This window comes from Patulibacter minatonensis DSM 18081, from assembly GCF_000519325.1.
In the GTDB taxonomy this organism is placed as follows: Bacteria; Actinomycetota; Thermoleophilia; order Solirubrobacterales; family Solirubrobacteraceae; genus Patulibacter; species Patulibacter minatonensis.
On sequence record NZ_KI912613.1, the window covers coordinates 3516580 to 3528998 of the forward strand.

At 76.7% G+C, this 12419-nt stretch carries 14 protein-coding genes and 1 pseudogene; 8 read left to right on the plus strand and 7 right to left on the minus strand.

Annotated features, from left to right (window positions below; all coding sequences use genetic code 11):
- The 4 genes from PATMI_RS30790 to PATMI_RS30800 all read left to right on the plus strand — a co-directional run.
- Positions 1-430 (plus strand): flagellar hook-length control protein FliK (locus PATMI_RS30790; RefSeq protein ID WP_036726003.1); only part of this gene is annotated, 430 nt, incomplete at its 5' end.
- A gap of 9 nt (positions 431-439) precedes the next feature.
- Positions 440-946, plus strand: coding sequence for a flagellar hook capping FlgD N-terminal domain-containing protein (locus tag PATMI_RS30795; protein ID WP_051471820.1), 507 nt, complete (start codon positions 440-442; stop codon positions 944-946).
- A 16-nt stretch (positions 947-962) separates the two neighbouring features.
- Positions 963-1820 carry a flagellar hook-basal body protein gene (locus PATMI_RS0116275; RefSeq protein ID WP_051471823.1) on the plus strand — a complete coding sequence of 286 codons (858 nt, stop codon included), beginning with the start codon at positions 963-965 and terminating at the stop codon, positions 1818-1820.
- A gap of 28 nt (positions 1821-1848) precedes the next feature.
- Positions 1849-2094 carry a flagellar FlbD family protein gene (locus PATMI_RS30800; RefSeq protein WP_036726005.1) on the plus strand — a complete coding sequence of 82 codons (246 nt, stop codon included), beginning with the start codon at positions 1849-1851 and terminating at the stop codon, positions 2092-2094.
- On the opposite strand, the gene PATMI_RS0116285 is transcribed toward PATMI_RS30800, so the two are convergent.
- Positions 2095-2427: a hypothetical protein gene (locus tag PATMI_RS0116285; RefSeq protein WP_026911657.1), complete on the minus strand. Its 333-nt coding sequence runs from the start codon at positions 2425-2427 to the stop codon at positions 2095-2097.
- 51 nt (positions 2428-2478) lie between these two features.
- A complete protein-coding gene (locus tag PATMI_RS0116290; RefSeq protein ID WP_026911658.1) occupies positions 2479-2802 on the minus strand; it encodes a hypothetical protein in 324 nt (107 codons plus the stop codon).
- Positions 2803-2914: 112 nt separating this feature from the next.
- On the opposite strand from PATMI_RS0116290, the gene PATMI_RS36800 reads away from it, so the two are divergent.
- The 4 genes and pseudogenes from PATMI_RS36800 to PATMI_RS38795 all read left to right on the plus strand — a co-directional run.
- The gene (locus PATMI_RS36800) at positions 2915-3076 is read left to right on the plus strand and encodes a hypothetical protein (RefSeq protein ID WP_157260807.1); all 162 of its coding nucleotides are present in this window, start codon (positions 2915-2917) and stop codon (positions 3074-3076) included.
- Between the two features lie 119 nt (positions 3077-3195).
- Positions 3196-4218 carry an AAA family ATPase gene (locus PATMI_RS0116300; RefSeq protein ID WP_084270007.1) on the plus strand — a complete coding sequence of 341 codons (1023 nt, stop codon included), beginning with the start codon at positions 3196-3198 and terminating at the stop codon, positions 4216-4218.
- Positions 4215-5231: a DUF58 domain-containing protein gene (locus PATMI_RS0116305; RefSeq protein WP_026911660.1), complete on the plus strand. Its 1017-nt coding sequence runs from the start codon at positions 4215-4217 to the stop codon at positions 5229-5231. Before PATMI_RS0116300 ends, PATMI_RS0116305 begins: the two co-directional genes overlap by 4 nt.
- Before the next feature lie 131 nt (positions 5232-5362).
- Positions 5363-7015: pseudogene (locus tag PATMI_RS38795) on the plus strand (transglutaminase-like domain-containing protein); the annotation flags it as partial.
- A 4-nt stretch (positions 7016-7019) separates the two neighbouring features.
- Here the strand turns inward: PATMI_RS38795 and PATMI_RS38800 are convergent.
- The 5 genes from PATMI_RS38800 to PATMI_RS30825 form a co-directional block, all read right to left on the minus strand.
- Positions 7020-7946: a chemotaxis protein CheD gene (locus PATMI_RS38800; RefSeq protein ID WP_425415945.1), complete on the minus strand. Its 927-nt coding sequence runs from the start codon at positions 7944-7946 to the stop codon at positions 7020-7022.
- A gap of 14 nt (positions 7947-7960) precedes the next feature.
- Positions 7961-8551 carry a chemotaxis protein CheC gene (locus PATMI_RS30815; RefSeq protein ID WP_051471825.1) on the minus strand — a complete coding sequence of 197 codons (591 nt, stop codon included), beginning with the start codon at positions 8549-8551 and terminating at the stop codon, positions 7961-7963.
- Positions 8548-10920 carry a chemotaxis protein CheA gene (locus PATMI_RS0116325; protein WP_026911661.1) on the minus strand — a complete coding sequence of 791 codons (2373 nt, stop codon included), beginning with the start codon at positions 10918-10920 and terminating at the stop codon, positions 8548-8550. Before PATMI_RS0116325 ends, PATMI_RS30815 begins: the two co-directional genes overlap by 4 nt.
- Before the next feature lie 2 nt (positions 10921-10922).
- Positions 10923-11891, minus strand: coding sequence for a CheR family methyltransferase (locus PATMI_RS30820; RefSeq protein ID WP_051471826.1), 969 nt, complete (start codon positions 11889-11891; stop codon positions 10923-10925).
- Positions 11888-12419 (minus strand): CheB methylesterase domain-containing protein (locus PATMI_RS30825; protein WP_036726014.1); only part of this gene is annotated, 532 nt, incomplete at its 5' end. The genes PATMI_RS30820 and PATMI_RS30825, both read right to left, overlap by 4 nt.

A 12419-nucleotide genomic window follows, 5' to 3' on the forward strand; every position in this document is an offset into this window, starting at 1 on the left:
GCTCGACGTCCTGGCCCGCCGCGGCGCGACCACCGCGCGCCTCACGCTGCGGCCGGAGGCCCTCGGCGGCGTCGACGTGCACCTGCGCCACACGGCGCAGGGCCTCGAGGTGCGGCTGACCGCCGACGGTGCCGACGCCGGCCGTGCGCTCCAGGCGTCGGCCGAGCTCCTGCGCCGCCAGCTCGAGCAGCAGGGCGTGACCGTCCTGCGGCTCGAGGTCCAGGGCCCGACGACGACGGCCGGCGGCGCCACGCCCGACGGCCGCGACGGCGCGTCGGCCGGCTCCGGCACGGGGCCCGGCGGCCGCGGTTCCGACACCCCCGGATCGGGACGCCGCGGCGCCCGCACCACCATCGACCTGCCCACCGATCCCGACCACCGCACGACGCTGACGCTGCCCGACGGCGCGCTCGTCGACGTGCTCGCCTGAGACGACCCGATGCCCACGATCCCGACCACGTCCGCCCTCACCGGCGGCGGCACCACCGCCACCCAGAAGACCACGTCCAGCACCATGGGCAAGGACGACTTCCTGAAGCTCATGACGACCCAGCTGCGCCGCCAGGACCCGATGAAGCCCGTGGACGACACGGCGTTCCTCGCGCAGATGGCGCAGTTCACGTCGCTCGAGCAGCTGACGAACCTCGGCACGACCGCGAGCCAGCAGCTGAACGCCGCCGGCGTGACCCAGGCGCTCGCGCTCGCGGGTCGCACGGTCGACTACCTCGGCTCCGACGGCACGACCCGCACCGGCGTCGTCGACAGCGTCTCGTTCGACGGCGGCGTGCCGCAGCTGACGATCGGCGGCGTGCCCGGCATCTCGCCCGGCGCCGTCGCGGCCGTCCACGGCGGCGCCCCCGGCACCCCGGCGGCCGGCACCGGCACCACGACTTCCACCCCCTCGTCGACCGCCACCGGCGGCGACGCCACCACCACCACGGAGTGACCCCATGATCCGCGGCATGTACAGCGCCATCAGCGGGCTGAAGGCGCACCAGACCCTCCTCGACGTCACCGCCAACAACCTGGCGAACGTCAACACCGTCGGCTACAAGAGCTCGCGGGCGACGTTCTCCGACTCGCTCTCGCAGCAGGTGCGCGGCGCGTCGGGCGGCACGACGACGACGGGCGGGACCAACGGGCTGCAGGTCGGCCTCGGGGTCAAGGTGGCCTCCGTCGACAACCTCGTCGGCGCCAGCTCGACGCAGATGACCGGCAACGCGCTCGACGTCGCGCTCCAGGGCGAGGGCTGGTTCACGGTCGCCCACGGCGACCCGACGGGTCCCGCACCCGGCGCGGCGACGTGGTCGTTCACCCGCGCCGGCGCGTTCAGCACCACCTCGGCCGGGCACCTGACGACGTCGGAGGGCCTCTACGTCATGGGCTTCCCGCCGGCGGCCGCGGGCGGGCCCGACACGACCGGCGCCCCGAGCTACATCACGCTCCCGAACGCCGCGTCGGACGTGACGGTCGGCGCCGACGGCGCGGTCTCGTACATCGACCACTCGGGCGGCCCGAACGACGGGACGCGCCAGACCGCGGGCTACCTGGCGATCAGCCGGTTCGCGAACCAGGCCGGGCTGCAGCGCGGCGGCGGCTCGACGTGGAACGCGACGGCGAACTCCGGCGCCCCGGCGGCCGGGACCCCCGGTGTGGACGGCAACGGCTCGGTGATGGCCGGCGCGCTCGAGATGAGCAACGTCGACCTCGCCTCCGAGTTCACGACGATGATCTCCGCCCAGCGCGGGTTCCAGGCCAACTCGCGCGTCATCAGCACGGCGGACGAGATGCTCCAGGACGTCGTCAACATGAAGCGCTGAGCGCGCGCGACACCGGGAGCACGACGCGATGATCGAGCTGCACCGCCTCGGGCGCGAGCCCGAGCCGTTCCTCCTGAACCCCGACCTGATCCAGACCGTCGAGGCGCGTCCCGACACGACCGTGACGCTGACCTCCGGCGAGCGGCTCCCGGTCGTCGAGCGGCCCGAGGACGTCCGACGGCGCATCGCCGCGTGGCGGACGTCGCTGCTCGTCGACGCGGCCCGCACGATCGGCCTGGACCCCGACGTGCTGCCGTTCGCGCGGCGGGGCTGATCAGACCCCGGCCGTCGGGAGCTCGTCGAGCTCGCGGTCGTGGCGGACGACGTCGTCCGTCGTCGACACCCAGGTGTTCGGGGCCGGGAGGCGGCCCTCGGGGACGTCGAGGACGGCGTGGAGCGCCGAGATCCACGCCGCGCCCTCGGCCACCGGCACGGCGTGGAGCATCAGCAGCACGAGGTCCTCGGTCAGGACCTCGACCTGCACCGCGGCCCCGCCCGGGAAGTACGCGGGGGCGTAGACCGCGCCGGCCCGCACCTGCAGGCCGTGACGCTCGCCGAGGTCGTGGAAGGCCTCGCGCGCCGCCTTGATCTCCGGCCAGTGCTTCATCGGCGCCCAGTGTCGTCGAGCGGGGGGACGGACGCAATCCGGCGAGCGGAGCTACCCGGTCCCGGCCGCCGTCGCCAGGACGAACAGCGCGACGGCCACGAGCAGGGACGCCCAGCGGTCGGTGGCCCGACGGCGACCGGCCGCGACCAGCAGTGCGGCGGCCGCGCCCACGTACCCGCCGACGGCCAGCAGGGCCTGCCTGCTGATCGTGTGGTCGTGCGCGAGGATCAGGACCCCGGTGCCGGCCACGACGAGCACGGCGCCGAGGAGCTGCCAGGTCTCGGCGCTCCAGGGCTCCCCTCCGGGGCGGGCGGCGGGATTGGTTGGGGCGCCGGACGTCGGGGACGATCCGGGGGTGCTCGTGGGACGGGACACGGGTGGCTCCTGCGGCCGGTGACGGGACGCGTCGATCGTGGCAGGTACCGCCGATACGCACCTGGTACGAATGCGTATCCGGACCGATCGGACCATTGCGCATGATCGTCCCATGGTCATCGCGCTCGTCCTCCTCGCCGCCTGGGTCGTCCTCAACGTCGCCCTGCTGGGTGCTGTCGCGGTCGCGAACCACCGCGGTGCCCGCGCCGCCGCCGCCCCGCAGGTCCGCACGGTCGCCGTCGCGGCCCGCGCCGCGCAGGTCGTCGCCGCCTGACCCGTCCCGGACGCGCCCGACGGCCCGCGACGGTCCGGACGCCGTACGCCCGCGCGCGGAACTCCGCCACGTCCGGTCCTTACGGCGCGCTGACGCTCGATCGTCAGTATCAACAGGGCATGGGCGTCGGTGCATCTACGGAGTGGGACCCCGATCGGCTGCGCCCCGCGGTCGCGCTCGAGCCGACCGTCCCGGGGGCCGACGAGGCGCCCGTGGTCCTCGATCCCGACGGCGTCGCGGCGTTCGGCGACCGGCTGCGCGAGGGCGTCCGGCACGGGATGCAGATCGGCGACGACGTCCTCGACGTCGCGCTGGCCACGCTCCTGGCCCGCGGGCACCTGCTGCTCGAGGACCGTCCCGGCGTCGGGAAGACCCAGCTCGCCCGCTCGATCGCGGGCAGCGTCGCCGGCCGGTTCTCGCGCGTGCAGGCGACGGTCGACCTGCTGCCGACCGACATCCTCGGCGCGACGATCTGGCACGCGGGCACCGCCACGTTCGAGTTCCACCCCGGACCGGTCTTCGCCAACGTCGTCCTCGTCGACGAGCTCAACCGCGCGACCCCGAAGACCCAGTCGGGGCTGCTCGAGGCGATGCAGGAGCGGCAGGTCACGGTCGACGGGCGCACGCACCCGCTGGAGCGGCCGTTCATGGTCATCGCGACCCAGAACCCGACCGAGGGCTTCGACGGCACCTACCCGCTGCCCCCGGCGCAGCTGGACCGCTTCCTCGCCCGCACGTCGCTCGGCTACCCGTCGGCCGACCAGGAGCTCGCGCTGCTGCGCGACGATCCCGAGCCGCCGACCACCCCGACGGGCAGCCTCCGCGAGCTGCTCGCCGCCCAGGCGGGCGTCGACGCGGTCCGGACGACCGAGCCGCTGCTCCGCTACGTCGTCGCCGTGCTCCGGGCGACCCGCGAGCACGCACTGAGCGAGGCCGGCGCCAGCCCGCGCTCGGGGCTGCAGCTGCTGGCCGCCGCCCGCGCACGGGCGGCGCTGGCCGGCCGGGACTTCGCGCTGCCCGACGACGTGCAGGAGCTCGCGCCGGCCGTCCTCGCGCACCGGATCCAGCCCGTCGCCGCCGCCCCGCCCGAGGCCGGGCTCGAGGTCGTCGCGGACGTCCTGCGGGCGGTCCCGGCGCGGTGATCGACGGGACGCTCGCCCGGGACCTCCGCGCCCTGTGGGACGAGCTCCGGCCCGCACGGCGTCGCATCACCCTGGTCGTCGCCCCGCTCCTCCTCGGCTTCGGCGGCGCGGCGGTCGGGTCGGTCGCGCTGTTCGCCCTGGCGGTCGGGGTGCTCGTCGCGTACGCCGGGTGCGCCGTCCTGGTCCGCGTCGGCGCGCGACGGCTGCGGGTCGCGCGGACGATCGAGCGCCGCGAGACGCTCGAGGGACGACCGGTGGCGGTGCGCTTCACCACGTCCGGCCTGCGCCGCCTCCCGTTGCACGTCGAGGTCCTGGGCGGCACCGGCACCTGGGTGCCGCTGTCGGACGGCGGCGGTCGGATCGACTGCACGATCGACCGGCCCGGACCGCACGTCGTCGACGCCTCGACGCTGCGGATCCGGGACGACCTCGGGTTGTTCTCCCGGACCCTGCGCGTCGGGCGCCCGGAGTCGCTGCTCGTCCTGCCGGTCCCCGCGACGGTCCCGCCGGTGGGGCGCGCCGGCGGTGCCGACCCGGCCGGCGACCCGGAGCCCGACGGCCTGCGGCCCTACGTCCGCGGCACGGCGATGAGCCGCGTCCACTGGCCGTCAGCGGCACGCGGCGGCGACCTGCAGGAGCGCGTGTTCGTCACCGCCCGGGACCGCCTCCCGCTCGTGGTCGTCGACACGGCCGGCGTCGACGATCCGGCCGTCCGCGACTGGACGGCCCGCACCGCCGCGGGCCACGTCCAGGCCTTCCTGCGCGCGGGCGGGTGTCGCGTCCTGCTGCCGGGGGACCGGCGCGCGACGACGGTCACCGACGCCGGCGGGCACTGGTCGGCGCTCCACCGGCGGCTCGCGAGCCTCGAGTCGGGCTCGCCCCACCGCACGCCGGGGGACGACCGGGACGCCGTGCTCGTGCGGTCCGTCGCGGCGCCCGCCGACGCGCACGGCGCCCGTGGACGGCTTCCCTTCGGGGTCGTCCCGCTCGACGCGTGGTCGGAGGCCGCGTGAGCACGTCCGGCCGGCGCGCCGACGTGGTCGCGGCGGGGCGCGCCCTCCGCGGTCGCGGCGCATCGCGGGCCGCCGCCGTCGACGGGGGCGGGTTCCGGCCTGCCGGTGCCGACCGTCGCTGGGGCGGCGCCATGGCCCTCGTCCTGCTGGCCGTCGCCGGCGTCCTGGCGTGGTGGTCCGTCCTCGGCGCGGGACTCCTGTGGACGATGCCGGTGGTCGGGGTCGCCGCGCTCGTCGCCGCGCGGGTGGTCGGGGTGCGGGCGGCGGTCGTCGTCCTGGTCGTGTGGCTTCCGCTGTCGCTGCTGCTGGCGGGCGTGCCGCTGTCCGCGCTCCGTCCGCGGGCGCTCAGCGACTCCTGGACCGCCTTCGCGGACGGCCTCGACGCGCTGACCGTGCCGGCGCGCGGGGCGGTGGTCCGCGATCCGTGGCCGCTCGCCGGGGCGCTCTCGGCGACGGGTGCGGCGTGGATCGTCGCCGCGCTGGTGTCGCTGCGGCCCGGCCGGGCGCCGGCCGCGCTGGCGCTCGCCCTCACGTCGCTGCCGCTCGTCGGCGGCCTGGCGCTCGAGCAGCTCGGCGACGCCGCGTGGCCCGGCGCCGTCGTGCTCGCCGCGGGGATGCTCTGGCTCGCCCGCGGCCGCGTGACGGTGCTGGCGCCGGTCGTCGCCGCGGTGGCGCTCGTGGCGGCCGTCGCCGCCCAGGCGATCGGGCCGCAGGAGCGCTGGATCCCGTTCGTGGACGTCGCGGCCCGCAAGCCCGCGTTCTCGCGCCTGGACACCACCCAGAGCTACGGGCCGCTCGTCGACCGGCGCACCGGCGCCCCGATGCTCGAGGTCCGCGCCGACGAGCCCGCGCTCTGGCGGATGCAGACCCTCGACCGGTTCGACCTGCGCGGATGGGGCGCCGGCGCCGCGAGCCTCCGCGTGGACCTGCCGCAGCCCGCGGCGGTCACGACGACGACCACCGTGACGGTGCGCGGCCTGCGCAACCGCCTGGTCGCCGCGCCCGGCCGCATCACCGCCGTCCGGGGTGGCGGCGGCTCGTACGCGGACGCGGGGGAGGCCCGTCAGCTCAAGGACCGCCCGGCGTCGGGCGACACCTACACCGTCGAGTCCGAGGTCGTCCGCGCCTCCGCGGCCCAGCTCGCGACCGTCCAGATCCCGCACGGGGAGGACTACGAGCCGTACACGAGGATCTTCCCCGGCGAGTTCGACGGCCGCGGCCGGCGCTTCGGGTACGGCAGCGGGTACGGGCGGCGCCGCGACGGCGGGCCGTACGGGCGCCCGGGGATCGGCGGCGGGTCGCAGCCCGGGACCCAGGGCGGCTCGACCGGCGGCGGGTCCGGGTCGGGGTCCGGGTCCGACGACGAGCGGGACGAGGACCGGTCGCTGGCCGAGAGCGCGGACTCCCTGCCCCCGGCGATCGCCGCGACCGACTGGGGCCGGACGATCCGCCTCGCGCGCACGCTCTCCGTCGGCGCGAAGAACCAGCTCGAGGTCGTCCGCCGCGTGCAGGACTACCTGCTCGGCGGCGACCGCTACCGGTACACGACGGACGTCCCGGAGCCCGGGCGTCAGCCGCTGTTCGACTTCCTGTTCCGCGACCACGCCGGCTACTGCCAGCAGTTCGCGGGCTCGGCCGCGCTGCTGCTGCGGATGGCGGGCGTGCCGACCCGCGTCGTGGCCGGCTTCGCGACCGGGGTCCCCGCCGACGACGGCACCTACGAGGTCCGCGACGAGGACGCGCACGCCTGGATCGAGGTGTACTTCCCGGGCTTCGGCTGGATCCCGTTCAATCCGACGCCCGCCGCCGCCGACGCGTCGGTCGACCCCTCGATCGACCCCCTCGCGGCGGCCGCACCCGTGGGCCGCGACGCGGGCGGCTCCGGCTGCGCCCTGCTGCTGGTCCCGGCCGCGGGCCTCGCGGCGCTCGGCGTGCTCGTCGTCGGCCGGCGCCGGCGCCGCCGCGACCTGCCGCCGCCACGGCGCGTTCGGCGGCGGGACGGCGGTCGGGGAGGCCCGACCGGTCGGCGGACCGCGTGCGGTCGACGGCGGGGTGCCCGGCACCCGGCCGGTCCCCGGCTCCGCGCAGACCGGCGCCGCCCGCGCGGTCGCCGCCGACGCGGGGTCCGGGCCGCGTGCGGTCCGCGTCGCCGGTCCGGTCGGTGCCGCCGGTCCGGTCTGCGCCGCCGACGCGATCCACGGTCCCGCTACGCGTCGGCGCGGGTGACCCCGTCGCGCCCGGACCACCCGCCGCGATCGGCGTCTCGGCGCCACCGGCCTCCTTCACCGTCACACGGCCGTCGGCGGTCCAGACGCGGATCGTGCGGCCCTTCGTGCCGCCGGTCTCCGACGCGTCGATCCGGAGGCGCAGCTGCGCGACGGCGTCGCGGACGGCCTGGTCGTTGCGGGCGCCGACGTCCATCCCGCGGCCGCCGAAGGAGAACATCTGGGCACCCCCGACGAGGAAGGTGCTCAGGCGGGTGCGCCGCGCGCCGGCGGCGAGGACGGCCTCGAGCAGCGCCGGGGCCGCCGTGTCGGCGAACTTGCCGAGCGCCGGGTCGCCGGCCTCGGGCGAGACGGGCAGCATCACGTGCGCCAGGCCGGCGACGTGCGCGTCGACGTCGACGAGCGCCAGGCCGATGCACGACCCCAGGCCGATCGACGTGAGGACGTCCCCCGGTCCGGTGGAGACCGCGAGCTCGCCCATCCGGACCATGACGTCGGCGCCGGTCACGTCGGCAGCCCCAGGCGGGCGAGGAGCTCCTGGACGCCGTCGCCCTCGGGGACGAGGAGGAACGAGAGGGCGCACGCCTCGTCCTCGACCCGCAGGCGGGTGTCGAGCACGAGGGCGACGTCCTCGCCGCCGGCGACGTGGGTCAGGACCGAGGAGACGATCGCCCCGAGGACGTCGGTGACGACCTCGGGCGGCTTCGGCTCGAGCGCGAGGCCGGTCATCGCGGCGATCGCGCCGAGGTAGCTCGTGCCGAGGATGTTGCCGATCTCCGACAGGGCCGACAGCCCGACCTCGGAGCCCGGCTCGACCCCGAGCAGCCGGCACAGGGTGTCCGCGGCGTCGGGACGGAACAGCAGCAGGATCACGCCGTCGAGGTCGCCCATGATCGGCAGCAGCGCGGCCGTCGTCGCGCCCGCGGGGTCACCGACCGCGTCGACCGCGTCGGCCAGCGGCAGCGCCTGGACGTGGGGGACCGAGAGGTCGACCGCGCGGCCGAGCATCCCGGCCAGGGAGGTGCCCGCGGTCCCCGAGCCGATGTTCGCGATCTCGCGCAGGGCGTCGAGCTGGAGGGCGCTGTAGGTGCTCATGCGTGAGGTCCGATCTGGTGGGTGGTGGTGCCCGCGCCGGCGGGCTGGTCCGCTGCGGCGGCGAGCGCGTCGCAGTCGACGATGAGGGCGATCCCGCCCTCGGAGAGGACCGCGGCGCCGGACACGGCGGCGCGGGTGTGGAGGTCCGGCGGCAGCGGCCGCGTCACGAGCTCGCGCTGCCCGACGAGCCGGACGACGCCGAGCGCGACGCGGTGGTCGCCGGCGCGGACGATCACGGCGTTCGTGGACCGGCGGACCGGGGTGCCCGGCGTGGCCGCGGCCGGGGGCGCGCACGGCTCCCCGAACGCGTCGGCGGCGTGCAGCAGCGGCAGCGTGCCGTCGGGGACGAGGAGGACCTCGGCGCCGGCCATGGTGCGGACGGCGACGTCGTCGAGGCCGACGATCCGCTCGATGCGGTCCAGCGGGATCGCGTAGCGCGAGCCGTCGGGGTCGGCGTCGGTGCCGACGACGAGCGCCGGCATGATCGCCAGGGTCAGCGGCATCCGGATCTCGGTCGACGTGCCGCGTCCGGGCTCGGAGGTCATCGTGACCTCGCCGCCCAGCCCGCGGATCGTGGTGCGCACCGCGTCCATGCCGATGCCGCGACCGGAGATGTCGCTCGTCGTCTCGGCCGTGGAGAAGCCCGGGTGGAACAGGAGCTCGACGGCCGCGGCCGGGTCGATCGCGGCGGCCTCGTCGGCGGTCAGGAGCCCGCGCTCGACGGCCCGTGCGGCGACGACGGCCGCGTTCACGCCGGCGCCGTCGTCGGAGACGGAGATCACGACGTTCGAGCCCGAGTGCCGGGCGGCGATCGTGATCGTCCCGGTCGCGGGCTTGCCGGCGGCCTCGCGCGTGGCGGGGTCCTCCAGGCCGTGGTCCAGCGCGTTGCGGACGAGGTGCGCGATCGGGTCGCCGAGCGCGTCGACGACGGTCCGGTCGAGCTCGGTCTCCTGCCCGACGAGCCGCAGCTCCACGCGCTTGCCGAGGCGTGCGGAGAGGTCGCGGACCATGCGCGGGAAGCGGAGGAAGACGGCCTCCACGGCGATCATCCGGACCTGCATCACCATGGCCTGCAGCGCCTGCGAGGACCGCGTGACCGCCTGCATCGCCTGGGCGAGCCCGGGTGCGTCGGCGCCGGCGACGAGCACCTCGAGCTGGGTCCGGTGCACGACGAGCTCGCCCATCGTGTGCATGAGGAGGTCGAGCCGCTCGGCGTCGACGCGCACGGTCGCGGCGGCACGCCCGGCACCGGGCCCGGCTTTGGCGGGACCCGCCGGACGCACCGGACCGTCGGAGCCGGTGGCCCGCCCGGAGGGCGCGGGGGACGGCGGTCCGCCCGCGGCCGAGCCGTCGCCGACGGCCCCCGCGCCGACCGGCCCGGTGGTCGGCAGATCTGCTGCCTCGTCCGAGGCCGAGGACGCGGGCGGACCCGGGGCCTGCGACGCCGCGGACGGGCGCGCGGCGAACGGGCCGCCCACCGGGGGTGCCGTGGCGTCCGGGAAGACCGCCGGGTGCGGCAGCTCGTCGAGCTCGAACGGCCGGGCGTCGCCGGGCCCGGCCTCCGGGGCCCGGGGGGCGTCGGCGGCCCGGTCGGCCGCGTCGGCCAGCGCGTCGGCGGCCTCCGCGAGCGCGTCGCGCAGCTCCACCGGGTCGAGCGGGGCGCCGTCGGCCGGGCGGAGGTGGACGTGCTGGACGTCGGAGACCGACTCGGCGGCGGCGATCACCGCGTCGTCCTCGTGCTCGGTCGCGATCCACGCCTCGATCACGCGCCCGTCGAAGGCGTCGACGTCGTCCATGGACGGGTTCGAGCCGAGGATCGGGCCGTGGTCGCCGACGGCGGTGAGGACCTGGAAGGCGCGGACGGCCGGCATCACGGCGTCGTCGCCGAGGACGGCCTCGACCACGACGACCCGCTGCCCGGCGGCGAGCGCGGCGAGGACGTCGGGCGTCATCGCCTCCTGCTCGGCGACCGCCGCGGCCTCGTCGGGGCGATCGCGGACCAGGGCGTCCAGCCGGGCGATCACGGCGGTCGGGTCGAGGTCCTCGACGCCGTCCCGCTCGATCCCCTCGACGCCGGCGGACAGCGCGTCGAGGCACGCGAGGAGCGTGTCGATCGCGTCGCGTCCGAGGCCGCCCTTCCGCTGCCGCAGCAGCTCGAGGACGTCCTCCATGCGGTGGGTCAGCGCGGCGATGCCGTCGAACCCCATGGTCGCGCTCGAGCCCTTGAAGGAGTGCGCGATGCGGAAGATGCCGTCGAGCACGTCGGCGTCGTCGGGGGTCTCCTCGATGCGGACGATCGCGAGGTTGAGCTCCTGGAGGTGCTCGGACGCCTCGGCGAGGAACAGCGGGAGGTACTCGGAGAGATCCACGGCTACGCCTCGGTCTTCTGGTAGGTGAACGGCTGGACCGAGCGCAGGCCGAGCGCGGCGGGCTGGGCCACGCGCTCGGTCGCGCCGATGACGAGGAACCCGCCCGGACGCAGGGCCGCGGCGAGCCGGGCGTGCAGCGCGTCGCGCACGTCCTCGTTGAAGTAGATGACGGTGTTGCGGCAGAGGACGAGGTCGAAGCCCTCGCGGGGCGCGGTGCCGCGCAGCAGGTCGCCGACCACGAAGCGCGTGGTGCGCCGCAGCTCGGGGGAGGCCCGCCAGCCACCGCCGGTCTCGGGGACGAAGTGGCGGCGCAGCTCGGCGTTCGGGGCGTCGCGGGCGTCGGCGGCGGAGAACCGCCCCTCGCGGGCGCGCTCGACCATCCGCGCGTCGATGTCGGTGCCGCGGACCTCGGCGCGGAACGGCCCGTGGAGCTCGGCGTGGCGGGCCATCAGCGACGCCAGCGTGTAGGCCTCGGCGCCGTAGGAGCAGCCGGCGCTCCAGGCCCGGACGGTGCCGGTCGGTGCGAGCTCCGGCAGGATCCGCTTCGCGATGACGTCCCACTGCTCCGGGTTGCGCCAGAGCTGCGACACGTTGATCGTGATGCGGTCCAGGAACGCGTCGAGCTCGGTCGCGTCGTCCTGGAGGCGCTTCAGGTACCGCCCGAGGTCGGGCTCGCCGCGGCGCTCCGCGAACGTGCGGATCCGGCGCTCCATCTGCGCGCGCTTGTACTGCTCGAGGTCGATGCCGCAGGTGCGGCGGATGCCGGCGCAGAAGCGGGCGTAGTCGTCGGCGGGGGACGTCGCGGTCCGATCCGGTCCGGTCGGTCGGGTGGCCGTGGCTCGGGTCGTCCCGGTCGACCGCGCGGCGGGGGCCGTGTCGGTGGTCGGTCGGTTCGTGCCGGTCGGACGGCCGGTGGTCGGCGCGGCCGGGCGCGGTGCGGGGGTCGCCGGTGCGGGGGTCCGGGGGCTCATGCGCCGACCTCCCGCAGGATCGCGGCGGCCATCTCCGGCAGCGGCACGATCCCGTCGGCCAGGCCGGCCTCCGCGACCGCGCGCGGCATGCCGTAGACGGTGCAGGTGTCCTCGGCCTCGACGAGGATCCGGCCGCCGTGGCGCCGGACCTCCTTCGCGCCGTCGAGCGCGTCGCGGCCCATGCCGGTCAGGACGACGAGCAGCAGGCGCGGGCCCCAGAGGCGCGCGGCGTCGGCGATCGTCAGGTCCGCGCGGGGCCGGAGGCCGCCGATCGCGGGCTCGTCGGTCAGGGTCGTCGCGTGCACGTCGGTCAGGCGCAGGTGGCTGCCGCCGGGCGCGATCAGGGCGTCGCCGGGGGCGATCGCGGCGCCGGGCTCGGCCTCGCGGACCGCCAGGGCGGAGGCCCCGTCCAGGCGGGCGGCGAGCGAGCCCGTGAACCCCGCCGGCATGTGCTGGACGACGAGCACCCCGGCGCCGAGCGGCGCGGGCAGCGCGGGCAGGAGCTCGGCCAGCGCCCGCGGGCCGCCG

Bases quoted from the DNA above. Each gene is read 5' to 3' on its own strand.
- PATMI_RS30795 (WP_051471820.1), top strand. From the start codon at position 440: ATGCCCACGATCCCGACCACGTCCGCCCTCACCGGCGGCGGCACCACC.
- PATMI_RS0116275 (WP_051471823.1), top strand. From the start codon at position 963: ATGTACAGCGCCATCAGCGGGCTGAAGGCGCACCAGACCCTCCTCGAC.
- PATMI_RS30800 (WP_036726005.1), top strand. From the start codon at position 1,849: ATGATCGAGCTGCACCGCCTCGGGCGCGAGCCCGAGCCGTTCCTCCTG.
- PATMI_RS0116285 (WP_026911657.1), bottom strand. From the start codon at position 2,427: ATGAAGCACTGGCCGGAGATCAAGGCGGCGCGCGAGGCCTTCCACGAC.
- PATMI_RS36800 (WP_157260807.1), top strand. From the start codon at position 2,915: ATGGTCATCGCGCTCGTCCTCCTCGCCGCCTGGGTCGTCCTCAACGTC.
- PATMI_RS0116300 (WP_084270007.1), top strand. From the start codon at position 3,196: ATGGGCGTCGGTGCATCTACGGAGTGGGACCCCGATCGGCTGCGCCCC.
- PATMI_RS38800 (WP_425415945.1), bottom strand. From the start codon at position 7,946: ATGGTCCGGATGGGCGAGCTCGCGGTCTCCACCGGACCGGGGGACGTC.
- PATMI_RS30815 (WP_051471825.1), bottom strand. From the start codon at position 8,551: ATGAGCACCTACAGCGCCCTCCAGCTCGACGCCCTGCGCGAGATCGCG.
- PATMI_RS30820 (WP_051471826.1), bottom strand. From the start codon at position 11,891: ATGAGCCCCCGGACCCCCGCACCGGCGACCCCCGCACCGCGCCCGGCC.